Below are 22,831 nucleotides of genomic sequence, written 5' to 3' on the forward strand. Positions count from 1 at the left end.
TTCAAGTCGGACTCGACCGGCAGCCGGCTAGATCTCTTTGCAATGAATCAACATCCTGCGGCTCACTGAAAATCAGCTCGATGCGCGAATCACGCCGCCATTCGCTGGGCTGCCAGTCCAGCACCGGGTTTTCCAGCGCATTCGCCGAAACCCAACCATCGGCGCTGTGGATAACCAGCTTCGCCCGCCGCCAGGCAAGGCTTTCAAGCCAACGGCCAACGAGCGTCGCGTCGAAAGTCTGACTTGGATGCCACCGCCACCCAACACTCCAGCCGCCCTCCTGTTCCTGGCTCAAGCAAATTGGCAGCGCAGGATCGGTCCAGATGGCTGGCAGCTGTGCCAATCCTTTGGGCGCAACGAAGTTATCCACACCCGCTACAGCCTGAACCCCAAGCCCTGGTAACTCACTCAATGGCAATGCGGCTTGCTGCGTCCAGTACAACGGACGCGCCGGCAACTGTGCGGCGATTCGCTGGCGATCAGCGTCGTCGATATTTTCGGCTTTATTCATCAGCAACAACCCAGCGCTCTTGAGCGCTTCCTGTTGCGCCACCGGCAGCGGTTTGCCGGCAGCAAGTGCCTGGGCATCCAGCACCAGGACGCAGGGTTGAACAGCCAACACGCCTTGCCACGGCGCCTCACTCAATTGCCTGAGCAATTGCGCCGGATGTCCAAGCCCGGAGGGTTCGATAAACAGCCGATCCGGCCGCGCCTTGCGCAGCAAACGCCCGAGGCCGATCTGAAACGGCGCACCATTTACGCAACACAAACAGCCCCCGGCCACTTCACCCAGTGCGATACCATCGGCGTCCCGGCTCAGCAACGCAGCGTCGAGGCCGATCTGGCCGAACTCGTTGATCAGCACCGCCCAACGCTCATTTGCCGGCCGCTGCGCCAGCAGGTGCTTGATCAGACTGGTCTTGCCGGCACCCAAAGGGCCAGCAATGACGTGAGTGGGAATGTTCTGCAACATGGTCGAAAGTTTCTGAGGAGGTAAGGATGCGGTTGATGGGATTGTCGTTGGTCCTGATGCTCATGTCAGGCGAAGCGCTGGCCCAGGCTTGCGTGGTTCAAAGCAAGTCAGAGCGAGTCAACGTAAAAGTCTGCGAGCAGAACCGCAACATGCCGGAAAAACTGTTCGCCGAAGGTTTCTGTCAGCCCAACCTACCTGGACAGACGGTCGACGTGCAATACGTCGACCAATGCCCTGCCGGGGCGTTCGGTGTGTGCAGCAATGCCAACGTCTCCAATATGCCTTACCGGCTGGATATTCACTATTACGGTAAAGCTACCGATGCGGCGTTTTTACAGCCGTTCTGCGAAAGCAAAAGCCAAGGAACCTGGCTTAAACCCTGAAACATCAGCCCAGCCAGTCGAGAGTCAGAATCAAGCGACGCTCACCGGGCTCCGGTTGCGGTGAGCGGTGGATCAGGCCGAAGCCTTCGTTGCCGTGCCATTTCTCACCCTTGAGCAGCGCCACGTGGCCGCTGGAGATTTGCTGGATCATCAAGTCGACCTTGGGCTCGGCTTCGGGTTTTCCCAATTGCCGGCGATCCATCGCCCCTTCCTTCAGCCACTGACTGCCGATCCCGCAATACGTGGTGATCAGCCGTACCGGCACGTGATCGACGTGGAAACGCGGGCACATGGCCTTGTCCAGGGCCCGCAAGCGCAGCCCGACACGCCTGGCGCCCAGCAAACAGGCGAAAGCACTGACCAGCCAAGAGACGTCGGCGATGAAACCTTCGTAACCTTCGAGATCGCTGAAACCTGAGGCTAATCCGTGCAGATTGGGTTCGGTGTCATTGCTGGGCAGTTCCAGGACCAGCGACTCGGCCAACGGCTCGTTCAGGGACAGCAACAAACTCCCGAAATCGGCGATGTGCGCCGGCAGTTGGCGCTGCCAAACGGCGAGGTTTATGCCGTCATCCAGTATTCGGGTCAGCGCTTGCGGCGTCTCACCTTGAACCTGATAAATGATCGGCCGCAGTTTCAGACTGGGTGCCAACATCAGGCTGCCGCCTCTTCATGCCATGGGCCAAATGGATCTGGCAGTAGTCGCCAGCCCTCGACGCCTAACGCCATTTCATCGTCGGTCAGCAGGCAATTGTCGAGTTCGTTGGTGAGTTGCGCGAAGTCGATGTTCTGGCCGATGAACACCAGTTCCTGGCGGCAATCGCCAGTGGTTGCGGTCCAGTTTTCCATGATCCCGGCGGTGCTTTCTTCGTCCTGCGGCCACTGGGTTTTCGGCACGAAACGCCACCAGCGTCCGGCGAAACCATGGCGCATCAATCCGCCGGCCTGAGACCAGCTACCAGCGTCCATGTGCTTGCTGGCCAGCCAGAAGAAGCCCTTGGAGCGCAGCAGTTTGCCATTCACCCACGGGCGGTCGATGAAGCTGAAAAAGCGCTGTGGATGAAACGGTCGGCGTGCTCGGTAAGCTGTCGAGGCGATGCCGTATTCCTCGGTTTCGGGCACGTGTTCGCCACGCAATTCCTGTAACCAGCCCGGCGCCTGTGCGGCCTTTTCGAAGTCGAAACGACCGGTATTCAGGATCTTCTCCAAGGGAATTTCGCCCATGACCATCGGGATGATTTCCGCTTGGGCGTTAAGCCGCTCAAGGATCGCGATCAGCTCCTGGCGCTCGCTGCTGCTGATCAAGTCGATCTTGCTGATCAGAATCACGTCGGCGAATTCGATCTGCTCGATCAACAGGTCGGTGATCGAGCGTTCGTCTTCCTCGCCCAACGTTTCACCACGGGATGCGAGGCTTTCGGCGGCCTGATAGTCGAGCAGGAAGTTCATGCCATCGACCACGGTGACCATGGTGTCGAGCCGGGCGATGTCGGCCAGGCTCTGCCCTTCTTCATCGCGGAAGGTGAAGGTTTCCGCCACGGGCAGCGGCTCGGAAATGCCGGTGGATTCGATCAATAAATAATCAAAGCGACCCTCCTTGGCGAGTTTGCTCACCTCTTCCAACAAGTCTTCGCGCAAGGTGCAGCAGATGCAGCCATTGCTCATCTCCACCAGTTTTTCTTCCGCGCGATTCAGGCTGACATCGCGCTGAACTTCACCGCCATCGATGTTGATTTCGCTCATATCATTGACGATCACGGCGACGCGCAGGTTGTCGCGATTGCGCAGCACGTAGTTGAGCAGCGTACTTTTGCCAGCGCCGAGAAAGCCCGACAGGACGGTTACGGGGAGACGATTGGGCATCAGGTATTCCTCACAGAGATGCCCGGTCGCAGTGTCGGGCTTAACCTGATGTTATAGTATAACAACACAATCAAGCCACTCTCCTCTTGCCCACGATGACAAAGAGCGCGATGCTCGAGCCCGTTCGGTCCGTGAGAAATCCTATGCGTGTCGCCCTGAAAATAACGCTGATGAGCTTTTCGCTGCTGGTCGCTGTCGACGCCTGGGCGCAAATCCCGAGCCTGGCCAAATGCACCCGAAGCGCCAATCTGCTGGCCTGCGTGGATGGCGACGGCAACGCCTATAGCGTCAACACCGTCGGAAGCACGATCTATCTGCGGGGTTTCGAAGCGGCCGGAAAACGCCATTGGGCGCAGACCAACAGTCGCTACGGACAACTCACGTTCTTCACCGGGCTTGCTTCCGATGGCGAGGCCTGGGTCGGCTACAACCGTCGCGTCGGCTGGACCACGATCAATCGGTTTTCCAGTTCCGGTGGCAGCAGTGGCAAGTTCACCTGTAGCCGAATTACAGGATGTTAGGCCTGGGATTTCTTCTGCTCTTGCTGCCAAGCGATGTAACTGTTTACCGGCGGATTTTTCTGGAAGTAGCGCTGTAATCCTTCGAACAAGCCATCGGCTACGGCCTGTTGATGCCGCGCAGTCACCAGTCGCTGGCTGTCGCGTGCGTTCGAGATGAAGCCGGTTTCCACCAGGATCGACGGCACGTCCGGCGATTTCAACACAGCAAATCCCGCTTGTTCCACGCGCTTCTGATGCAATGTGGTGATGCCCGCCAGACTGCCGAGCACCGTGCTGCCCAACTGCAAACTGGCGGCGATGGTCGCGTTCATCGACATGTCGAGAATCACCCCGGCGAGCATCGGGTCCTTATCCTTGAGGTTGAGCAGGCTGGTAGCGCCCAGCAGGTCTGCGCCGTTCTCACGTTGCGCCATGAAGCGCGCCGTCGCCGAGGTTGCTCCACCCTCGGACAGGCAGTAGACCGAAGCGCCTGACGCGGTGAGACGCGGTGCGGCATCGGCATGCACCGAGATGAACATGTCGGCGTTGTGCTTGCGAGCGATCTCCACACGCTTGCGCAACGGGACGAAGAAGTCGTCGTTGCGCACCAGTTTCACGTCGAAGCCCTTCTCGCGTTTCAGCCGTTTGGCCAATAGCTGGGCGATGGACAGCACCACGTCTTTCTCACGCTCACCTTTGGCGCCAACCGCTCCCGGGTCTTTGCCGCCGTGGCCTGGGTCGACCACGACGATGATGTCGCGCTTGGGGTGTGCCTTGTCGATGGCCGCCTCGGGCGCGGCCGCCATTTGTAACGGCGCAGCCGTCTTCAGATCGAGTACCAGTCGATGGCCCTGACCGTCCTGTGGCGGCAACAAAAAACTGGCGAGCTGCACCGGGCCGCTGAGGTCGAGGACGATTCGCGTATCGCCCCGGCCGAAGGGCCCGGAGCGTATCGAGCGAATCACAGTGTTGCTGAGCGCCAACTGACTAAAGTCGCCACTGAGGTTGGCGCCTCTCAGATCGATGATCAGCCGTTCGGGAGCGCTCAGGGAAAACGTCTTGTATTGCACCGGCCCACTCAGATCGAACACCAAACGCAGCTTGTCATCCGAACGCCAGAGCCGCGCATTGCGAATCTGCGTGGCCGAAACGCCAAAGGGTAAAGCAAAGGCCGCGCTGGCCAGGATCAGGTTCAACAAGTGACGTCTGTGCATGATGAAAGCCTGTTCATGAAAAAGGCATGGTTGATTTTAATGTAATAACATAACATACAGAATCGACTCCCACGATGGACCTGCTCATGAATGCGCTGACTCTGCCGGATATCGCCGCGCAGGCCTCACGCCAAGCCCTGCCACTCGACTGGGTGGGCATGTGTGGCATTGCTCTTCCTGTTTTGTTCGATGGTCAACGACTGAGTGCAAAAGCCGACGCCGGCGTTAGCCTCGATGATGGAGAGGCTCGCGGGATTCATATGTCGCGGTTGTACTTGGCGCTGGAAATGCTCGAGCAAGAAAATCTGACACCCGCCTTGTTGCGGAAAGTTTTGCAAAGTTTTCTCGAGACTCATGAAGGTCTGTCCAACAGCGCGTACTTAAAAATTCACACCGATTTACTGCTAAAAAGACCGGCGCTGGTCAGTCCATTGGCCGGCTGGAAAACCTATCCAGTGAGCATCGAAGCACGTTTGAAAAACGCGATGTTCCACGTGGAACTAAAAATCGACGTGCCTTATTCCTCGACCTGTCCGTGTTCGGCCGCACTTTCCCGACAGCTGATTCAGCAGCAATTCGTCGATGACTTCGCCAACAAACCGCTGCAACACGCCGATGTGTTGACTTGGCTCGGCTCCACAAAAGGCATCGTCGCAACGCCTCACAGCCAACGGAGCAATGCAAAAATGCGGCTTCGACTGGACGACTATCTGGATGACTTACCGCTGATCGCGATCATCAACGACGCCGAAGCAGCCCTCGGCACCGCCGTACAAACCGCCGTAAAACGCGCCGACGAACAAGCCTTCGCGTTGGCCAACGGTCAAAACCTGATGTTCTGCGAAGACGCCGCCCGACGTTTGAACCTGGCCCTGAAACGCTCCCCCGGCATCAACGCCTTCCACCTACGAGTCGTCCATGCGGAAAGCCTCCACGCCCACGATGCCGTCGCCGAAAGCCGCTGGAATTGGGAGGCCGCATGATCCGTTGCCAAGCCTTGCGATGGGGTGCACCCGGCCAACCACTGACTCCACCCGTGGATTTCGAACTGGCCCAAGGAAGTCTCACCGCCGTAATCGGTGCGAACGGTTCGGGTAAAAGCAGCCTGCTGAAAGTCATCGCGGGTTTGCAAAAACCTCTGAACGGCAAAGTCATCTTGGATGTTCCACGCAAGGGCAGCCTCTCGTTCCTTCCACAGCAACAACACCTGGATCGCCAATTCCCCATCAGCTTGCAAGATTTAGTCGCTGCCGGTTTCTGGGGTAGCACGCAGTCTCCCGAGATACGCAGACAACGCCTCAAAGCCGTGCTGGAAGACTGGTGTCTGAGCGGACTGGAACAGCGCCCATTGATGGCTTTGTCCGGCGGCGAATTACAGCGTTCCCTGCTCGCCCGTTTGAGCCTCGCCGACGCACCATTGCTATTGCTCGACGAACCCCACGCCGCCCTCGACGAGCTCGGTCAGGCACTGCTCTGGAAACACATTCACGCCTGGCATGCCGAAGGCCGAACCCAGCTGATCGTGTGCCACGACCTGGCCGCCGTTCGCCAACACATTCCTCAAACGTTGCTGATCAAAAGCACCGGCTGCGTCCTCGGGTCGAGCGTTGATCTGATCCATCAACAGCCGCAAGCGCGGGTGGCCTGATGCTCGCTGCCGCTCATCTTTGGCAACCGTTCCACGAGTTCGTGTTCATGCGCCGAGCGCTTCTTGGCGGGTTGGTTCTGGCATGCAGCACCGCACCATTGGGCGTGTTTCTGATCCTGCGCCGCATGAGTTTGATCGGCGACGCGGTGGCTCACGGCATTCTGCCGGGGGCCGCATTGGGCTTCTGGTTTGCCGGATTGAGTCTGCCGGCGCTGACCGTCGGCGGCCTCGGTGCCGGTCTCGGCATGGCCGGACTCGCCGCCTGGATCACCCGTCGCACCGGCCTGCGGGAAGACGCCAGCCTCGCTGCGATCTACCCGATCTCCCTTGCCTGCGGTGTGCTAATCCTCGGCATCGCCGGCAAACGCCTGGACCTGTTGCACCTGTTGTTTGGCTCGGCGCTGGCGGTCGATGGCCCGACGTTGACGGGCATGCTCTGGGTCTCCGGCTTCAGCCTGATCGCCATGGCGTTCATCTACAAACCGCTGTTGCTGGACACCCTCGACCCACTCTTTCTACAAACCGTCAGCCGACTCGGCCCCCTGGCACACGGCGTATTTCTAACCCTCGTGGTGCTAAATCTGGTGATCGGTTTTCAAGCCATCGGCGCGCTGATGGTGGTCGGTTTGATGATGTTGCCCGCCGCCGCGTCGCGCTTCTGGAGTCGTCGCTTGCCCGTGTTGATGGCCATCGCCGCCCTGCTCGGCTGCCTCTCGGTGTGGCTCGGATTGTTGCTGTCGTTCTACTACTCGCTGCCCAGTGGCCCGGCGATCGTGCTGGTGGCTGGCGGTTTTTATCTGCTGTCCGTGGTGTTCGGGCCGGTGCATGGTTTGCTGCGCCGCCCGCCTTTGCTCACATCCCAATGAGGTGTTACCCGATGCGCGTTTTACTCGTGCTGTTCAGTTTGATGCTGTCGATGTCGCTGTCTGCTGCGGAAAAACTTCAGGTAGTCACCAGTTTCAGCATCCTCGCCGACATGACCCACCAAGTCGGCGGCGACCATATTCAGATCACCAACATGGTCGGCGCGGATGCCGATGCTCACACGTACGAGCCGACGCCGGACGACGCCAAGGCGTTGCTCAAAGCCAAACTCATCATCAAAAACGGCTTGGGTTTCGAGCCATGGCTGGACCGTCTGGTGACCAGCACCGAGACCAAAGCGCCAGTGATTAGTGCGAGCCACGGCGTCATCCCGCGCTCCCTGGATGAAGATGGCGAGACGATTCCCGACCCGCACGCTTGGCACAATCTGGCGAACGCTGAGCTGTACGTCAGCAACATCACCAAGGCACTGATCGCCGCCGACCCGGTTAACAAAGTCGACTACGAACGCAACAGTCAGGTCTACCTGAAACAGATCTACGCGCTGCTCGCCGAAGCCAAGACCAAACTCGGTTCACTGCCCCCGGGCAATCGTAAAATCGTGACGTCCCATGACGCGTTCGGTTATCTCGGTCAGGCTTACGGCATCGACTTCATGGCCCCTCAAGGCCTGTCCACTGAGCGCGAACCGTCATCCGCCGAAGTCGCTGCACTGATCACCCAGATACGCCAGGCCAAGGTCAAAGCGGTGTTCATGGAAAACATCAAGGATGCACGTCTGCTCAAGCAGATTGCCGATGAAAGCGGCGCGCACATCGGTGGCACGTTGTACTCCGATGCGCTCGCGGCTACCGGCCCGGCCAGCACCTTCGTCGGGTTGTTCGAGTACAACCTCAACACCCTCTACAACGCGTTGAGCAAGCCATGATCCGCAAGAATCCTTCGGGTGATTTGCCTCTGATTGCCGAGTCAGCGTACGTGGATAAAACCGCCATCATCTGCGGCAAAGTGGTGATCGGCGAGAACGTCTTCGTCGGTCCTTACGCGGTGATTCGTGCCGACGAAGTGGATGCCTCAGGCGAGATGGAGCCGATCACCATCGGCGCCAACTCGAACATCCAGGATGGCGTGGTGATCCACTCCAAGTCCGGGGCGGCGGTGACCATCGGCGAGTTCAGTTCGATCGCCCACCGCTCGATCGTTCATGGTCCGTGCAAGGTTGGCGACCGGGTGTTTATCGGCTTCAACAGCGTGCTGTTCAACTGCGTAGTCGGTGACGGTTGTGTGGTGCGGCACAACTCGGTGGTCGATGGTCGCGACCTGCCCGAAGACTTCTACGTGCCCTCCACCACTCGTATCGGCCCGAAGACAGATCTGTCGCAGTTCCCGCCGGTGAGCGTCAGCGCCTCGGAGTTTTCCGAGGACGTGGCGCGTACCAACGTCGACCTGGTGCGTGGCTACAAAGCCCTGCAGAACGAGTTCTGACCATGAGCAGCGTGCTGATTCGCAATGCCCGGCTGGTGAACGAAGGTCGGGAGTTTGACGGTGATCTGTTGGTGAGCAACGGGCGAATCGTGAAGATCGCCAGCAGCATCCACGGTGAAAATGCCGACGTGGAAATCGATGCACAAGGGCAATGGCTGCTGCCCGGAATGATCGACGACCAAGTGCACTTCCGCGATCCAGGCTCGCCAGACAAAGGCAGCGTCTACACCGAATCGCGGGCTGCGGTGGCCGGTGGCATCACCAGCTTCATGGACATGCCCAACACCAATCCGGCGACCCTGACCCTCTGTGCACTGGCCGACAAAAAGCGCCGAGCGGCGATTAACTCCGTCGCCAATTACGGTTTTCATTTCGGCGTGAGCAACGACAATCTCGATACCGTCGCCAGGCTCAACCCCTGTGAAGTCGCCGGCGTCAAAGTGTTCATGGGCGCTTCGACCGGCAACATGCTGGTCGATGACCCTCAGATCCTCGAGCGGCTATTCGCCGAGGTGCCGACCATTTTATTGGCCCACTGCGAACACACGCCCAGCATCGACGCCAATGCCGCGAACCTGCGTGACTTGTTCGGCGAACACCTTCCAGCTGCGACCCACCCGCTGATCCGCAACGCCGAGGCGTGCTTTCGCTCCTCTTCGATGGCCGTAGAGCTGGCCAGGCGTCACGGCACCCGACTGCATGTTCTGCACCTGACCACCGCCCGCGAACTGGCGTTGTTCGAAGACAAGCCACTGGCCCAGAAACGCATCACCGCCGAAGTCTGCCTGCACCACTTGCTGTTCGATGATCGGGATTACCCGAGCCTCGGCAACCTGATCAAGTGCAACCCGGCGATCAAAACCCAGGCCGACCGCGATGCCTTGCGCGAAGCATTGCTGAGCCATCGGCTCGACGTGATCGGCAGCGATCACGCGCCTCACACCTGGGCCGAAAAACAGCGGCCGTACAGCCAGGCGCCTTCCGGTTTGCCATTGGTGCAACACGCCCTACCCGCGTTGCTGGAACTGGTCGCGGATGCAGTGTTGCCGATCACGACACTCGTGGCCAAGACCAGTCACCGGGTCGCCGATCTGTTCGCCATTCCAGACCGCGGCTATCTGCGCGAAGGCTATTGGGCCGACCTCGTTCTGATCAAACCCGAACCCGGCGGCGTCGCCGTTTCCCAGCAGCCGATTCTGTCTCAATGCGGCTGGACGCCTTTTGCCCGGCAGCGTTTTCGCCACAGCGTCAGCACCACGATCGTGTCGGGGCAAATTGCCTGGCACGACAAACGTCTTAATGACAACTGTCAGGGTTTACCACTACGTTTTATGCGCTAGCACTCGAGAGCACCGACATGATTCACATCACCCTGAGCGATGGTTCATTGCGTGAATACGACCAGCCACTGTCGGTGTACGAGCTCGCCGCGAGTATCGGACCCGGGCTGGCAAAAGCGGCGGTGGCCGGCCGAGTGGACGGCATCTTGGTGGACTGTGAGTTCATGATCGAGGCCGATGCCCGGGTCAGCATCGTCACGCCTCAAGAGCCCGATGGGCTGGAGATCCTGCGACGCTCCTGTGCACTGATGCTGGCCATGGCCGTTAAACAACTTCATCCACAGGTGCAACTGCACGCAGGAACGGCGCTGGGCGACGGGTTCTTTCATGAGTTTTCTGTCGAGCGATCCTTAACGCCCGCAGACCTGCCACTGATCGAAGCCCGCATGCAGGCTCTGGCGGCGACCAATCACTCGATTCGCCGTCAAGGAAAGACGCCGCTGTACCGCCTGGGGAACGTCGAATCTACGACCGCTGGGCCGCATGTCCCCGCGACCAGAGTGCTGCAAGCGTTCACCCTCGACCACATCAGCAGTACGTTGCCGCAACGGATATACGGTACGTGCTGGTCCTGCCAACAGGAGCTTGATAACTGGCGGACACCGCCACACGTCATGATCGTCAGCATGGACCAACGTCAGGCGGATTACGCGCAGTCGGTAACCGAGGCATTGCGTCGAAGCGGCGTGCGCGCCCGTGCGGATCTGCGTCACGAGAAAGTTCGCCAAAAGATTCGCGAGCACAGTCAGCACGTGCCATATCTGGTGGTGATCGGGGAGAAAGAACAAGCAGGCGGGTTTGTCAGTGTGCGCAGCCGCACAGGGGAAGACTTCGGGAGGATGGGTGTTGATATGGTGTGTGAGTGGTTGAATCAGGCCCGCTCCCACATAGTCATGTAGGGCGCGGGCCTGCTGACGGACTTTTAAGCTCTTGGCTTGACGGTCCCGCAATCCTGCCCCAACCACACGGCGCGGCTATCGAGGCTGCCCTTCTGCTGAATGCCGGTGGCGTTGAACGTGCCATTAACCTTGGTGGTGAACTCACGATCACTGAGGAAAGTGGCGACACCGGTGCCCTGCGCTTTCGGACAGCTGAAGCGGAATTTCCACTGATTCCCGCTGCGATCAGTGATTTCCTGCTTGCAGCCCGACTGTGGATCGGTCAGCGGAATGTCGTCGCTCTTCACCTGTTCCGGGGTCAGGCAAGCCCGAATCCCCTTGCCGCCCATGGTGATGCCCTGCTTCTCCAGCTGCGCACGCTGTGCCGGGGTCATCTGGCCCTGCAACTGGCCAAGGATCAGCTGCAAATCCGGGAGATTCTGGTCATCGACCTTCATGTTGCTTGTGGTCAATTCCCACAAGCCGGGCTGCAGCATCTGCGCCTGAGCGGCCACAGGAAGTGACAAACCAATAGCCATGGCCAAACCCAGCAGACGAACGTTCATCGAGTAACTCCTGATCAGTTGTGGCCGTTAGACGTCAGCCAGTGGCTTCGGTTCATGGGCTAATAAAATAGCGACATTCTGCACGGAACATGGTCTGTTAAGCATTGAATCTTCAGGAGCAAGGCTGCCCCCATGGATTACTTTGGACCGCCTATTTTCGGCTACATGATTGCACTGCTTCACACGTTGGGCCTGATCGCTGCCATCCACGCCGTGCTCACCGTCCGGACCGCCCAGGGATCGATCGCCTGGGCCCTGTCGTTGCTGTTTATTCCCTACCTCACGCTCATCCCCTATCTAGTCTTCGGCCGCAGTACCTTCGATGGCTACATCAAGGCTCGGCGCCAGGCCAACGAAGAAATGCGCAAGGCTATCTCCGAGCTCAACTGGCGCCCTTGGGTAGAAGAGGCGCTGACCGCTCGCGCCTCAAATGCTTACGCGTCCTTGAGGGCCATGCCGAAACTGGGGCGCATGCCGTGCCTGGCGAATAACGAAGTGCATTTGCTGATCGATGGCCAGGCCACCTTCAACGCCATTTTTGACGCCATCAGCAACGCGAAGGAAGCAGTGTTGATTCAGTTTTTCATCATCCACGACGATCGCCTCGGTCAACGCCTGCAAACCTTGCTACTGCAGAAAGCCGCCGAAGGCGTGGCGGTTTATTTGTTGTACGACCGCATCGGCAGCCATTCCCTGCCTCACAGTTACGTTCAGCCGCTGCGCGATGCCGGCGTCGAGGTCAAAGCCTTTGCGTCCCGTAGCGGCTGGCTCAACCGCTTCCAGATCAACTTCCGCAACCACCGCAAGATTGTGGTGGTTGATGGAGTACTGGGCTTCGTCGGTGGACACAACGTCGGCGATGAATACATGGGCGAGAAACCACCCCTGGCGCCGTGGCGCGATACCCATGTGCAAGTACGCGGGCCAGTGGTGGCCTGCATGCAAGAGTCTTTCGCCGAAGACTGGTTCTGGGCAGCGCGGTCGTTACCCCCGCTGATCCTGCCGGACGTTTACCCGGACGACGGCGTGCTCTGCCAATTGCTTGCCAGCGGTCCGGCGGATTCCTACGAAACCTGTTCGTTATTCTTCGTCGAAGCCATCCATGCGGCAACCGAGCGGGTGTGGATCACCAGCCCTTATTTCATCCCCGACGAAGCCGTTTTCGCGGCGTTAAGGCTGGCGGTTCTGCGAGGCGTGGATGTGCGGCTGCTGCTGCCCTCGCGACCGGACCACCGGATCGTCTACGCCGCCTCCAGCCTTTATGCCTTCGAAGCCGTGCGCGCCGGCGTGCGGGTGTTCCGCTACGAGCCGGGATTCCTGCATCAGAAAGTGGTGTTGATCGACAGCGAAATCAGCGCCATTGGCAGTGCCAATCTGGACAACCGCTCGTTCCGGCTGAATTTTGAAGTGATGTTGTTGACGGTCGACAGCGCGTTTGCCGCCGAAGTAGAACAGATGCTCAACGATGACTTCGCCCAGGCGCACGAGATCGCCAAAGAAGAAAGCCGGGAGACCCGCCGCCTGCAACAGGTCGGCATGCGGATCGCCCGGCTTATTTCACCGATTCTTTAAGGTGTATAGATATCGTCGCGAGTCCATGGCAGTTCATGGCTGCCATCGGGGTGGGCTTTCACCGCGAGAATCTGGTGCAGATTGATCCAGCCCTTGGCGAACGCGTAAGCGCATCCCGCCAGGTACAACCGCCAGATCCGTAAGGCCTGCTCTGGCACCAGCCGGGAAGCCGCTTCCAGATTGTCCTCCAGGCGTTCGCTCCAGTGGTCCAGGGTACGCGCGTAGTGCAGGCGCAGACTCTCGACGTCGACGATCTCCAGCCCTGCTTCACTGATCTCGGCAGAGATCATCGACAGATGCGGCAGCTCGCCATTGGGGAACACATACTTCTCGATGAATTCGCCGACACCGCGCCCCACCGGACGGCCATCGATGTGCTTGGCGGTGATCCCGTGGTTCATCACCAGGCCGCCCTCTTTCACCGCACCGAACAAGGTCTTACAGTACTCGGCCAGATTGGCGTGGCCTACGTGTTCGAACATGCCGACACTGACCACTTTGTCGAAACGACCGTCCTGAGGCAGGTCGCGGTAGTCGAGCAGTTGCAGTTCGACCAGATCGTCCAGGCCTTCGGCAGTCACCCGTTCACGGGCAAGTGCCAGTTGCTCTTTACTGAGTGTGATTCCGAACACCTTCGCGCCAAACTCCCGAGCCGCATACCGTGCCAATCCGCCCCAACCGCAACCGACATCCAGCAAGTATTCCCCTGGTTGCAGCCGTAGCTTGCGGCACAGGTGGCGGAATTTGGCTTGTTGGGCCTGTTCAAGGGTTTCACTGCCGGTCTCGAAATAGGCGCAGGAATACGCCATGTCACTGTCGAGCCACAGCTGATAAAACGCATTGGAAAGGTCGTAGTGGTAGGAAATCGCCTTGGCGTCTGCTTCTTTGTCGTGAGCGGTGCGCACTGGCTGGCTGTCTTGATCACCGAGCAACGCCTGGCTCCACTCATCGCAGACGCGGATCACGTCGCTGATGGAGCCTTCCAGCTCAAGTTTACCTTCGACAAACGCCGCTCCTAGCGCGTCCAGGCTTGGATGAGTGAACTGGGTAACCATTTGTGGGTCCTTGACCACAATTGTGACGCTAGGCGTCGGCCCCAGGTTGAATTCATGGCCGTCCCAGAGTCGCAGGCGTAGCGGTATCTGCAGATTCTGTAAGGCCGGAGGAAGGTGCGCGAGCATGGATAGTCCCTCTTTGTTTCAGACGTCTGATGTGAGGGTAGACCATCCTTGAAAAATAGCTGGCTATCGAATTAATGCCCTTTTCTATGATTCGTAACGCTCGAACCCACCGTCGCGAATTCACAAAATTGATTGCCCTCACCTAGATGACTACGAATTCGTCGTACAGTTCTGAAAACTTGAAATCGACCGTGATCGCGCTGTTTAGAGCATTCACCCGGCGTACTCAATCCTCATCCTCAAGCTTGAGCAAGGGTTCCTGAAAACGCAGTAAACGCCCGGCGTTCCCCAACACCAGCAAGGTGCTGAAGTTGTGCAACAGTGCGGCAATCATCGCGCCCGCAGCACCGAGCCAGCCGAAGGCGGCGAAGGCTACAATCGCCAGCGTCCAGCCCAGACCGATGATCACGTTAACCTGCAACGTCTGCCGACATTGGCGACTCAAGCGCACACATGTGCCGAGTCGACGCAGGTCGCTGCCAATCAGGACGATGTCGGCCGAAGCCAGCGCGATGTCCGCCCCGCCCGCGCCCATCGCCACGCCGACTACACCGGCTTTGAGCGCCAGCGAATCGTTGATCCCATCTCCCACGACCATCGGCCGGAAGCCGCTGCCGATTTCCTTCAACACGCGATTGAGTTTGTCCTCGGGCAACGCTTGCGCTTCAACGTCGCTGATCCCGACATCTCGCGCCAATGTGTGCGCGACGCTTTGCCGATCACCTGTCAGCAGTAACTGCCTTCCCAACCCCAATTCACGCAGCTCGCTCAAAGCGAATCGAGCCTCGGGTTTGACGCTGTCGGCCAGCAACAGCCAGGCGAGGAATTCACCGTTGAGCGCCAGCCCGGCAATCGGGCCATCGTGGTCGGGAACACTTGAAGTGGCGATGCCCAATTGCGCGAACAGCTCCGGACGACCGAGCGCCGCCTCGCCCTGCTCCGTCATCGCCACCACGCCCAGCCCCTGGCGCTCGTGGATGTCGGAGAGCAGCAGAAAATGTTCCTGGGTGACCAACCCGGCGAGCGCGCGGCTGACCGGATGACTGCTGGCAGAACCGAGGCTGGCAGCGAGTTTTAGTACGTGGCTACGATCCTCGATTGGGCTGTCGATGGATTGCAAACGCAAGGTGCCGAAGGTCAGGGTTCCGGTCTTGTCGACCACCAGTGAAGTCAGGTCTGCCAACTCTTCGAGGAACGCGGAGCTGCGAATCAGAATCCCATGCCGAGCCGCCACCGCCACCCCGGCAATCGCAGTGGCCGGTGCCGACAACACCAGCGCACAAGGACAGGCCGCCACCAACACCGCGAGCATTGCCTGAGCATCGTTAGTGACGAACCAGGTCACGGCGGCCAGCAGCAACACCAGCACCATGTAGCTGCCGGCGTAGCGTTCCAGCAAACGCGTGATCGGGGGTTTGGAACGCTCGGCACTTTGCATCAGCGCGATGACTTTGCCGAGGGTCGATTCATTGCCGGTGCGAGTCACCTCGATGCGCAGCAGACCGTCGAGGTTGATCGCGCCGCCGAAGACTTGCATGCCGACGCCCGCCTCCATCGGCACCGATTCGCCAGTAATCGAAGCGGTGTCCAGGCTCGCTTGACCAGACAACACCCGGCCATCCGCCGGTACTCGATCACCCGCGCGCACCTCGACGAGGTCGCCGGCCTTGAGTGTGCCGTTATCGACTTCGACGATGGAGCCATCGGCCTGAACCTTGCGCGCGTGGCTGCGCGTCAGTTTGCCGAGGGCGCGAATCGCTTCCTGGGAACCGATCACGCTGCGCTCTTCCAGCACGTGGCCGAAGATCATGATGATCGGCAGCAACGCCGCGGTCAGCAGATCCCCCGTGGCCCACGCCCCGAGCATGGCCAGGGCGATCAATTGATCAGTGATCCCGTGCAGGCTCGGATAACGCAGGCTGTACCAGGCTGAACGCATCACGGGCACGGCCACCAATAACGAAGCAAAGCCCAGCAGCAATTGACTGACGCCCGTCTGCTCCGGCGACAACCAGCGCCAGGTCAGGCCGAGCGCGAGCAGGCCCAATGCGAGCATGGCCAAGGTCAATTGGCGGGCAGCGCTGCGTTGTTCAGCCGAGGACAACATGCTCGGTGCGGCGGCAGTTTGGGTGGTCATTGTGCAGCTCCCTGAATGATCAGCCGGGAATCGTCTTTCGGGTTGACCGTGGTCACCGAACCGGCCTGACCGAGAATCTTCGGCATCCGCTCGCGGTAGATGCGCAGCAGCATTTGCGGGTCGGTCCCTTGTTGTTGCGCCTTGGCCAGACTCAATACCGTGGCCGTGTCAGCCGAGGCTTTGGCCAGCCGTTCGCTCGCTTGGGCGTGAGCGACTTGCAGCGTGCGATCGGCTTGTTCGTTGGCAGTCTGAGTCAGCTTCTCGGCTTCAGTGCGAGCATTGGCCACGGCTTTGTCGGCTTGTTGACTGGCGGTCAGAACAGCGTTGAAGGCATTGACCGCCGGGCCGGGCAGACTCGACTGCACGTCGACCCGCGTCACTTCAATGCCTAACCCCTGCCCGGTCGCGGTCAAGTCAGCCAGGCGCTGATTGATGGCTTGCACCAGATCACCGCGCAGGCGTTCGCGGCGTTCGGCAGCCTGACTATCGGCGCCGATCAGCTCCGGTCGAGCGACCAGAATAGTGTCCAGATCTCGTGCCGCCGTGAGCGCCACGGCGCTGCGGGTGACGAGTCGATCGAGTGCCGGCAACACATGTTCGTCTTGAAGGACGAAGGCATACGGCTCGGTGACTTTGTAGAAAACACGCACATCCAGTTGCACCACGCCCGCGTCACCGGTGAGCAAATAACCGGAGCCGGCGAGTGCATCGCTGATCGGTGTGGCGAAACTCGCGACTCGGTCTGCCTGCAACGCAGCATCTGTGCGCAGTAAGTTTTCTACTCGCCGCTCAATCACCCGATCTGCCGCGGGCAACAAAATCACCTGCTCAAACGGGCGGGGCCAGGCCAATAGCAAACCAGCATTCTGGATGCGATCCAGCGCGCCGAAGTGCAAAACCACCGCGCGATTTTGCGGATCGATCTGCCGCACATTGGAAAATGCCCACACCAAAGCGGCCAGTACCGTCACGGCGTAAAGAGCCAAAAAAGCCAAGCGCCCCGCCTGAATCCAGGGACTGCTTAACTCATTTGTTCCACGTGGAACTAATTTCATGGCTGCGACCCGGACTTGTTATCAAGGGTCGGCGGACCGTCAACCAACACCCGGAACGGCGCGGCATCGGTGCGCAGAATCAGTTTTGTTCCGGCCGTGACGATCGTGCCTAGTGTGTCGAGGGAGCGCAGCAGGTTGTAGAGCTGTGGTGACCCGGCATAGGCGCGGCCATAAATCTGTGCGGCTTCGACGCGCGATTGTGCTTCGATGTCCGCTGCTTTTACCGTGGCGTCGGCCTGCACGATGCGCGCGTCACGCTCGGCAGCGGAACGGATTTGCGCCGCTTCGCGCTTACCGATTGCCGTGCGTTCGGTGGCGATTGTTTCACGCTCGGCACGCATGCGATCGACCGTAGCGGTGAGGGTTACCGACGGCAGGGTCAGTCGCTCGATGCCGACTTGCAGCACCCGCACGCCATAAGTGGTGAGCAGCTGCTGATCGATTTGCTGACGCAGTTGCGCTTCAAAATCAGCGATGTGTACTTTGTTGGCGTCGGTGTTCACCAGGTTAGCCAGATCAAAACTGCTGGCCGTGGTTTCCAGAGCCGAACCCACAAACGTACGAATCTGCCGCGCTGCTTCGTCCGGCTGATTCTGTACGGCGCGCATGAAGCGTTGCACGTTGTCCGGATCACCCTGAACCTGCCAGGCCACGTAAGCCTGAACGATGATGCGCAAACCGTCCCGCGTACCCACATCCTGTAAACCACTCGAGGTCGTGCGCAGTCGCAGATCGACAGGAATCGCCGCTTCAAAAGGAGCAGGCCAACGCCAGCCAAGACCTGGTTCCAGCAATACCCGTGACGGATTGCCGAAACGCGTGATCACCGTGGCCTCCCCCGAACGCACCTGCACCAGGCTCGCTGCCGCGATGGCGAACGCTACCAGTAACGCTGCCCAGCCCATTCGCCGCCATGGGAACGGGCCAGCTTCTTGCGGATCACCGTGGTGGTGATGTCCGTGGTGATGCCCGCCATGCCCGTGATCGTGGCCAGTGTGGTCATCGTGATCGTGAGTGTGTGACTGGCTCAATTGGCAGCTCCTGGCTGAGCGGTTTTACGCGCCGGCGCAGGGTCAGCCGGCAGCGTGAATGTACGGAGGTCGATGGTCGGCGCGTTACTGCTGCCGCCCAAGCGATGATCGAGCACCAGCAACCTGGCATTGGCCAAGCCCTGGGACAGTTGGCTGAAGTACTGCTCCAGCACGAAGGCCTGGCCGGCGCTGGCGTAGGCCTTCTGCTCGGCGCCGAATCTCAGATCTGCCGCTTGGGCGGTGGCGTTGATTTCACGAGCGCTGGCCGTCGCTTGATCGCGAGCGATGCTGGCCTGCAATTGCGCCTGGTTGGTGGCCTCCGCCGCCGCACCGCGCTCGCGAGAAATCAATGCCTGGGCGCCAATCTGCGCTGCCTGAACGCCGTGATAGGCATTGGCGGCACCGGCCGGTGGATGAATCGCCTCGACCACCGTGGCGAGAATTTCCACACCGCTGTCGAGTTGCTGCAGGTCAGCCTGCACCGCCCGACCAATCTCTTCGGCGAGCCCTACCCTGTCTTCACCGAGCAAACCGTCGAGGGTTCGCGAGGCGAAATCGTGGACCAGAATCCGGCTGGCGGTGCTGCGGATCAGCGTCGGGACGTCGGCGCTGTTGTAGGTCGCGGCCAACGCCGCTTGATCGCTCAGGCCGATGCGATAGACGAAACGCACGTCCATGTTGACGATCTGGAAGCTCTGCTTGTCGGCTCGACTGCTGGCGATGACTTGGGATTTGTCGTTCACATGGCTGGCGTCCCACAAGCGATTGGCAATCGCGGGCGCCGGGCCTTCGGCGGGTTCGGCCATGACCGGCGCCGGTGTGTCGCCAACACTGGTGGCCAACTCGTGAACCACACCGTTCTCGACGCTCAACACTCGGCCCAGAGGCCAGGGCAAACCCGCGTGCAAACCGGGACCGAACACCTCCACCGGTTTGCCGAATCGCTCGTAGATGCCCCGCCCTTGCAGTGGGATTTCGTGAATGCCGGTCAGTGACCAACCCACAATCGAGACCACGGCCAGCACCGGCAAAAATGCCCGACGCATGTAGGTAAAGGCCCAGATCTGCCGCAAGTCGATGCCGAAGCGGTTGTGCAATTCGTGCTGCAACGCCAACAAGGGTTGCGGCGGCCAGCGCAGCATGTCGGCGACGAAGCTGCGCGCCAGCAAGGCAGGTTCGAGTTGTTCACGCTGCGGACTGAACAATGACAGCAGGGCGCGCAACAGCAGCTCAGCGGCGACCAACCCTGGCAGCAAACCAATCAGCACCGCCAGACGCACCGGCCAGACTGAGGTTTCGCTGCCGAACAGCAGGCACAAAGCACTGAGCACCAGACCAATGATCACCACCCGTGTCAGTTGCGCCAACGACGCTGCTTCGGGCCATTGCGCGACGTTTTCCTGCGCCAGTTGACGCTCCAGCACCAACAAACCGAAAGCCAGCAACAAGGACAGCGCCGCACCGACATTGGCTGACACTCCCAGTGCGGTCGGCGGCAGTGCAAGGTTCCAGACTTGTTCGATGCTCAACAACGTCACCAGCGACCAACCCGCGAGCCACAGCGTCGGGGCGCCGATCTGCACCAGCATTCGCAGCCATCGCTGGCTGAGCCGATCCAGCAGCCGCTCGTACCAGCCCACCGGGGCAACGACTTCGTCAGCAACGACGACCTGCACGACCGGGTTCAACGCCCGCGCGCGCCACTGCGTCACCCACCAGGCCGATTGCAAACCGGCGACCAGCACCAGCAAACCGGCGCTCTGATTGACCAGCAATGCGGGCCAGAGCGACTGCGGCGCAAACAGCCCGACAAAAAACGCCAGCAACCAACCCGTCGCCGCAAGAGCGCCCAGACCGATTGCGAACTGACGCAATCGTCGCCCTTGAAAAACCGCCTGCTGGAAACGCGGCAGCCCGGCTACTTGCGTCCCATCGACATCGAGATCGACTTGCATATCACCCCAGTGTTTACCGTTGCTCATATCGCAATACGTTACGGTATAACGAAAGCCGTGAAATTTCCGTTCTTAAATGCTCTATCTAAAAACGCTCAACCTGTCGCTTGGCTGAAGCCTTGACCGAAATGCTGCGGAATGCTCATATTACGTTCGTAATTTTACCCAAGGACTACGTTTACCCATTCCGATCCCCGTTCACTCCAGGAGTACAACCATGAGCATCTATGACGTCGTGATTCTGGGCGGAGGCCCCGGTGGTTATAACGCAGCGATCCGCGCCGGTCAGTTGGGCCTGCGAGCGGTTTGCGTAGAAGGACGCGCCACCCTCGGCGGTACCTGCCTGAACGTTGGCTGCATGCCGTCAAAGGCGTTGCTGCACGCCTCCGAACTCTACGACGCCGCCATGGGCGCAGAATTCGCCAACCTGGGGATTGACGTCAAACCCACACTCAACCTCGCGCAGATGATGAAGCAAAAGGATGAAAGCGTTGCCGGGTTGACCAAGGGCATCGAGTTTCTGTTTCGCAAAAACAAAGTCCATTGGGTCAAGGGCTGGGGTCACATCGACGGGCCCGGCAAAGTGACGGTGACCGACAGCCAGGGCGGCAAGACCGAACTGAACACCAAGGACATCATCATCGCCACCGGTTCCGAGCCTACTCCCCTGCCCGGTGTGGACATCGACAACAAACGCATCCTCGATTCGACGGGCGCACTGTCACTGACTGAAGTGCCGAAACATCTAGTGGTGATCGGCGCCGGAGTGATCGGCCTGGAGCTGGGTTCGGTGTGGCGGCGTTTGGGCGCTCAGGTGACCGTGGTCGAGTTTCTCGACCGGATCTGCCCCGGTGTGGATGGCGAGGCCGGCAAAACCCTGCAACGTTCGTTGAGTAAACAGGGCATCAACTTCAAATTGAGTTCCAAAGTCACCAGCGCCACAACCTCGGTGACCGGCGTTCAGCTCAGCGTCGAGCCCGCGGCTGGCGGCACCGTCGAACTGCTTGAAGCGGATTACGTGCTGGTATCCATCGGACGCCGGCCTTACACCCAAGGCCTGGGGCTGGAAAACGTCGGCCTCGCCACGGACAAGCGCGGCATGCTCGCCAACAAGGGCCATCGCACCGAAGCCGCTGGCATCTGGGTGATCGGCGACGTGACGTCCGGACCGATGCTCGCCCACAAGGCCGAAGACGAGGCCATGGCCTGCATCGAGCAGATTGTCGGCAAGGCTGCCGAGGTCAACTACGACCTGATCCCCAACGTGATCTACACCAAGCCGGAACTGGCCAGCGTCGGCAAGACCGAAGAGCAGCTCAAGGCCGAAGGCCGCGCCTACAAGGTCGGCAAATTTCCCTTCACCGCCAACAGCCGGGCAAAGATCAATCACGAAACCGAAGGCTTCGCCAAAGTACTGGCCGATGAGCGCACCGACGAGATTCTCGGCGTGCACCTTGTGGGCCCAAGTGTCAGCGAAATGATTGGCGAATATTGCGTGGCCATGGAGTTCAGCGCCTCCGCCGAGGACATTGCCCTGACCTGTCATCCACACCCGACCCGCTCCGAGGCCTTGCGTCAGGCGGCGATGAATGTGGAGGGGATGGCGACTCAGATGTAAGCCTGGAGGTTGGCGGTGGCGGGTCTATCGCCTTCGCGAGCAGGCTCGCTCCCACATTGGTTTTGTGAACGCCACAGATCAAATGTGGGAGCGAGCTTGGTCTGGGCGGCATTCCGACGATTGGGTCTCAGGCCGGTAAATGCTCCAGCGGCAACGCCCCCGGGGTCTTCACCGTATGAATCGCAAAGTTGCTGCGGATGTCGCTCACGCCCGGCAATTTCAGCAACCGCCCCGTGAGAAAACGGTCATAGGCGCGCAGATCCGGCACCACTACTTGCAGCAGAAAATCCGATTCCCCTGACACCAGAAACGCTGAAATAACCTCGGGTAGCGCCGTCACGGCCAGGCGAAAGGCTTCGGCCTGTTCATCGTTATGCCGCTCGACCTTGACCCCGACAAACACCGTCAGCCCAAGCCCTACTTCGTCGCGATCCAGATTGGCCTGGTAACCGCGTATCACCCCGGCTTCTTCGAGCATCCGTACCCGGCGCAAACAAGGCGAGGCGGACAGGCCGATCTCGTCAGCCAGTTGCACATTGCTCAGGCGACCGTCCCGTTGCAGGGCGGCGAGAATCTTGCGGTCATAGGCGTCGAGTTTCATGGCTTG

22 protein-coding genes are annotated in these 22,831 nt (G+C 59.9%); 11 read left to right on the plus strand and 11 right to left on the minus strand.

Going from position 1 to position 22,831, the window contains the following annotated elements; all coding sequences use genetic code 11:
- Nucleotide 1 precedes the first annotated feature (1 nt).
- Complete coding sequence (locus ACMXYH_RS00675; RefSeq protein ID WP_415765993.1) at nucleotides 2-973, minus strand: CobW family GTP-binding protein; 972 nt, start codon at nucleotides 971-973, stop codon at nucleotides 2-4.
- A 26-nt stretch (nucleotides 974-999) separates the two neighbouring features.
- Here ACMXYH_RS00675 and ACMXYH_RS00680 point away from each other — a divergent pair, with 26 nt between their 5' ends.
- Nucleotides 1,000-1,356, plus strand: coding sequence for an NADH:ubiquinone oxidoreductase (locus ACMXYH_RS00680; protein WP_415765994.1), 357 nt, complete (start codon nucleotides 1,000-1,002; stop codon nucleotides 1,354-1,356).
- Between the two features lie 4 nt (nucleotides 1,357-1,360).
- On the opposite strand, the gene ACMXYH_RS00685 is transcribed toward ACMXYH_RS00680, so the two are convergent.
- Nucleotides 1,361-2,011, minus strand: a complete 651-nt coding sequence (locus ACMXYH_RS00685) for a DUF1826 domain-containing protein (protein ID WP_415765996.1) — start codon at nucleotides 2,009-2,011, stop codon at nucleotides 1,361-1,363.
- Nucleotides 2,011-3,219, minus strand: a complete 1,209-nt coding sequence (gene zigA / locus ACMXYH_RS00690) for a zinc metallochaperone GTPase ZigA (protein WP_415765997.1) — start codon at nucleotides 3,217-3,219, stop codon at nucleotides 2,011-2,013. Before zigA ends, ACMXYH_RS00685 begins: the two co-directional genes overlap by 1 nt.
- A gap of 143 nt (nucleotides 3,220-3,362) precedes the next feature.
- Between zigA and ACMXYH_RS00695 the strand changes: the two genes are divergently transcribed.
- Nucleotides 3,363-3,740 (plus strand): glutamine synthetase, encoded by a 378-nt coding sequence (locus tag ACMXYH_RS00695; RefSeq protein ID WP_415765998.1) that lies wholly within the window; start codon nucleotides 3,363-3,365, stop codon nucleotides 3,738-3,740.
- Here the strand turns inward: ACMXYH_RS00695 and ACMXYH_RS00700 are convergent.
- Nucleotides 3,737-4,933, minus strand: a complete 1,197-nt coding sequence (locus tag ACMXYH_RS00700) for an N-acetylmuramoyl-L-alanine amidase (RefSeq protein ID WP_415765999.1) — start codon at nucleotides 4,931-4,933, stop codon at nucleotides 3,737-3,739. The two genes, ACMXYH_RS00695 and ACMXYH_RS00700, sit on opposite strands and share 4 nt — an antisense overlap.
- A gap of 86 nt (nucleotides 4,934-5,019) precedes the next feature.
- On the opposite strand from ACMXYH_RS00700, the gene folE2 reads away from it, so the two are divergent.
- The 7 genes from folE2 to ACMXYH_RS00735 are packed head-to-tail and all read left to right on the plus strand — an operon-like array spanning nucleotide 5,020 to nucleotide 11,130.
- Nucleotides 5,020-5,916, plus strand: coding sequence for a GTP cyclohydrolase FolE2 (gene folE2, locus ACMXYH_RS00705; RefSeq protein WP_149628546.1), 897 nt, complete (start codon nucleotides 5,020-5,022; stop codon nucleotides 5,914-5,916).
- A complete protein-coding gene (locus ACMXYH_RS00710) occupies nucleotides 5,913-6,581 on the plus strand; it encodes a metal ABC transporter ATP-binding protein (RefSeq protein ID WP_415766000.1) in 669 nt (222 codons plus the stop codon). The genes folE2 and ACMXYH_RS00710 overlap by 4 nt, the downstream gene beginning before the upstream one ends.
- Nucleotides 6,581-7,447: a metal ABC transporter permease gene (locus tag ACMXYH_RS00715; RefSeq protein ID WP_415766001.1), complete on the plus strand. Its 867-nt coding sequence runs from the start codon at nucleotides 6,581-6,583 to the stop codon at nucleotides 7,445-7,447. The genes ACMXYH_RS00710 and ACMXYH_RS00715 overlap by 1 nt, the downstream gene beginning before the upstream one ends.
- An 11-nt stretch (nucleotides 7,448-7,458) precedes the next feature.
- The gene (locus ACMXYH_RS00720; RefSeq protein ID WP_134421044.1) at nucleotides 7,459-8,334 is read left to right on the plus strand and encodes a metal ABC transporter substrate-binding protein; all 876 of its coding nucleotides are present in this window, start codon (nucleotides 7,459-7,461) and stop codon (nucleotides 8,332-8,334) included.
- Complete coding sequence (locus ACMXYH_RS00725) at nucleotides 8,331-8,891, plus strand: DapH/DapD/GlmU-related protein (RefSeq protein WP_076029221.1); 561 nt, start codon at nucleotides 8,331-8,333, stop codon at nucleotides 8,889-8,891. Before ACMXYH_RS00720 ends, ACMXYH_RS00725 begins: the two co-directional genes overlap by 4 nt.
- 2 nt (nucleotides 8,892-8,893) lie before the next feature.
- Nucleotides 8,894-10,231 (plus strand): dihydroorotase, encoded by a 1,338-nt coding sequence (locus tag ACMXYH_RS00730; protein WP_415766002.1) that lies wholly within the window; start codon nucleotides 8,894-8,896, stop codon nucleotides 10,229-10,231.
- A gap of 17 nt (nucleotides 10,232-10,248) precedes the next feature.
- A complete protein-coding gene (locus ACMXYH_RS00735) occupies nucleotides 10,249-11,130 on the plus strand; it encodes a His/Gly/Thr/Pro-type tRNA ligase C-terminal domain-containing protein (protein WP_415766003.1) in 882 nt (293 codons plus the stop codon).
- Nucleotides 11,131-11,153: 23 nt separating this feature from the next.
- Here ACMXYH_RS00735 and ACMXYH_RS00740 read toward each other — a convergent pair whose 3' ends face one another.
- The gene (locus ACMXYH_RS00740) at nucleotides 11,154-11,675 is read right to left on the minus strand and encodes a DUF3617 domain-containing protein (protein ID WP_123367480.1); all 522 of its coding nucleotides are present in this window, start codon (nucleotides 11,673-11,675) and stop codon (nucleotides 11,154-11,156) included.
- Nucleotides 11,676-11,807: 132 nt separating this feature from the next.
- On the opposite strand from ACMXYH_RS00740, the gene cls reads away from it, so the two are divergent.
- Nucleotides 11,808-13,247 carry a cardiolipin synthase gene (cls, locus tag ACMXYH_RS00745; protein WP_415766004.1) on the plus strand — a complete coding sequence of 480 codons (1,440 nt, stop codon included), beginning with the start codon at nucleotides 11,808-11,810 and terminating at the stop codon, nucleotides 13,245-13,247.
- Here cls and cfaB read toward each other — a convergent pair.
- The 5 genes from cfaB to hflK (ACMXYH_RS00770) all read right to left on the minus strand — a co-directional run bounded on the left by cfaB (nucleotide 13,244) and on the right by hflK (ACMXYH_RS00770) (nucleotide 20,606).
- Complete coding sequence (gene cfaB, locus ACMXYH_RS00750; RefSeq protein ID WP_415766005.1) at nucleotides 13,244-14,428, minus strand: C17 cyclopropane fatty acid synthase CfaB; 1,185 nt, start codon at nucleotides 14,426-14,428, stop codon at nucleotides 13,244-13,246. The two genes, cls and cfaB, sit on opposite strands and share 4 nt — an antisense overlap.
- 226 nt (nucleotides 14,429-14,654) lie before the next feature.
- Nucleotides 14,655-16,565 carry a cation-translocating P-type ATPase gene (locus tag ACMXYH_RS00755; protein ID WP_415766006.1) on the minus strand — a complete coding sequence of 637 codons (1,911 nt, stop codon included), beginning with the start codon at nucleotides 16,563-16,565 and terminating at the stop codon, nucleotides 14,655-14,657.
- Nucleotides 16,562-17,620 carry a protease modulator HflK gene (gene hflK / locus ACMXYH_RS00760; protein WP_415766007.1) on the minus strand — a complete coding sequence of 353 codons (1,059 nt, stop codon included), beginning with the start codon at nucleotides 17,618-17,620 and terminating at the stop codon, nucleotides 16,562-16,564. Before hflK (ACMXYH_RS00760) ends, ACMXYH_RS00755 begins: the two co-directional genes overlap by 4 nt.
- The gene (gene hflC / locus ACMXYH_RS00765; protein ID WP_415766008.1) at nucleotides 17,617-18,651 is read right to left on the minus strand and encodes a protease modulator HflC; all 1,035 of its coding nucleotides are present in this window, start codon (nucleotides 18,649-18,651) and stop codon (nucleotides 17,617-17,619) included. The genes hflK (ACMXYH_RS00760) and hflC overlap by 4 nt, the downstream gene beginning before the upstream one ends.
- Nucleotides 18,648-20,606 carry a protease modulator HflK gene (hflK, locus tag ACMXYH_RS00770; RefSeq protein WP_415767774.1) on the minus strand — a complete coding sequence of 653 codons (1,959 nt, stop codon included), beginning with the start codon at nucleotides 20,604-20,606 and terminating at the stop codon, nucleotides 18,648-18,650. The genes hflC and hflK (ACMXYH_RS00770) overlap by 4 nt, the downstream gene beginning before the upstream one ends.
- 217 nt (nucleotides 20,607-20,823) lie before the next feature.
- Here hflK (ACMXYH_RS00770) and lpdA point away from each other — a divergent pair, with 217 nt between their 5' ends.
- Nucleotides 20,824-22,224, plus strand: coding sequence for a dihydrolipoyl dehydrogenase (gene lpdA / locus ACMXYH_RS00775; protein ID WP_415766009.1), 1,401 nt, complete (start codon nucleotides 20,824-20,826; stop codon nucleotides 22,222-22,224).
- A gap of 127 nt (nucleotides 22,225-22,351) precedes the next feature.
- Here the strand turns inward: lpdA and ACMXYH_RS00780 are convergent, their stop codons facing one another.
- A complete protein-coding gene (locus ACMXYH_RS00780; protein ID WP_140675785.1) occupies nucleotides 22,352-22,825 on the minus strand; it encodes an Lrp/AsnC family transcriptional regulator in 474 nt (157 codons plus the stop codon).
- Nucleotides 22,826-22,831 lie beyond the last annotated feature (6 nt).

The organism is Pseudomonas frigoris, from assembly GCF_047758635.1.
In the GTDB taxonomy this organism is placed as follows: Bacteria; Pseudomonadota; Gammaproteobacteria; order Pseudomonadales; family Pseudomonadaceae; genus Aquipseudomonas; species Aquipseudomonas frigoris.

Bases quoted from the DNA above. Each gene is read 5' to 3' on its own strand.
- ACMXYH_RS00675 (WP_415765993.1), bottom strand. From the start codon at position 973: ATGTTGCAGAACATTCCCACTCACGTCATTGCTGGCCCTTTGGGTGCC.
- ACMXYH_RS00680 (WP_415765994.1), top strand. From the start codon at position 1,000: ATGCGGTTGATGGGATTGTCGTTGGTCCTGATGCTCATGTCAGGCGAA.
- ACMXYH_RS00685 (WP_415765996.1), bottom strand. From the start codon at position 2,011: ATGTTGGCACCCAGTCTGAAACTGCGGCCGATCATTTATCAGGTTCAA.
- zigA (WP_415765997.1), bottom strand. From the start codon at position 3,219: ATGCCCAATCGTCTCCCCGTAACCGTCCTGTCGGGCTTTCTCGGCGCT.
- ACMXYH_RS00695 (WP_415765998.1), top strand. From the start codon at position 3,363: ATGCGTGTCGCCCTGAAAATAACGCTGATGAGCTTTTCGCTGCTGGTC.
- ACMXYH_RS00700 (WP_415765999.1), bottom strand. From the start codon at position 4,933: ATGCACAGACGTCACTTGTTGAACCTGATCCTGGCCAGCGCGGCCTTT.
- folE2 (WP_149628546.1), top strand. From the start codon at position 5,020: ATGAATGCGCTGACTCTGCCGGATATCGCCGCGCAGGCCTCACGCCAA.
- ACMXYH_RS00710 (WP_415766000.1), top strand. From the start codon at position 5,913: ATGATCCGTTGCCAAGCCTTGCGATGGGGTGCACCCGGCCAACCACTG.
- ACMXYH_RS00715 (WP_415766001.1), top strand. From the start codon at position 6,581: ATGCTCGCTGCCGCTCATCTTTGGCAACCGTTCCACGAGTTCGTGTTC.
- ACMXYH_RS00720 (WP_134421044.1), top strand. From the start codon at position 7,459: ATGCGCGTTTTACTCGTGCTGTTCAGTTTGATGCTGTCGATGTCGCTG.
- ACMXYH_RS00725 (WP_076029221.1), top strand. From the start codon at position 8,331: ATGATCCGCAAGAATCCTTCGGGTGATTTGCCTCTGATTGCCGAGTCA.
- ACMXYH_RS00730 (WP_415766002.1), top strand. From the start codon at position 8,894: ATGAGCAGCGTGCTGATTCGCAATGCCCGGCTGGTGAACGAAGGTCGG.
- ACMXYH_RS00735 (WP_415766003.1), top strand. From the start codon at position 10,249: ATGATTCACATCACCCTGAGCGATGGTTCATTGCGTGAATACGACCAG.
- ACMXYH_RS00740 (WP_123367480.1), bottom strand. From the start codon at position 11,675: ATGAACGTTCGTCTGCTGGGTTTGGCCATGGCTATTGGTTTGTCACTT.
- cls (WP_415766004.1), top strand. From the start codon at position 11,808: ATGGATTACTTTGGACCGCCTATTTTCGGCTACATGATTGCACTGCTT.
- cfaB (WP_415766005.1), bottom strand. From the start codon at position 14,428: ATGCTCGCGCACCTTCCTCCGGCCTTACAGAATCTGCAGATACCGCTA.
- ACMXYH_RS00755 (WP_415766006.1), bottom strand. From the start codon at position 16,565: ATGACCACCCAAACTGCCGCCGCACCGAGCATGTTGTCCTCGGCTGAA.
- hflK (WP_415766007.1), bottom strand. From the start codon at position 17,620: ATGAAATTAGTTCCACGTGGAACAAATGAGTTAAGCAGTCCCTGGATT.
- hflK (WP_415767774.1), bottom strand. From the start codon at position 20,606: ATGCAAGTCGATCTCGATGTCGATGGGACGCAAGTAGCCGGGCTGCCG.
- lpdA (WP_415766009.1), top strand. From the start codon at position 20,824: ATGAGCATCTATGACGTCGTGATTCTGGGCGGAGGCCCCGGTGGTTAT.
- ACMXYH_RS00780 (WP_140675785.1), bottom strand. From the start codon at position 22,825: ATGAAACTCGACGCCTATGACCGCAAGATTCTCGCCGCCCTGCAACGG.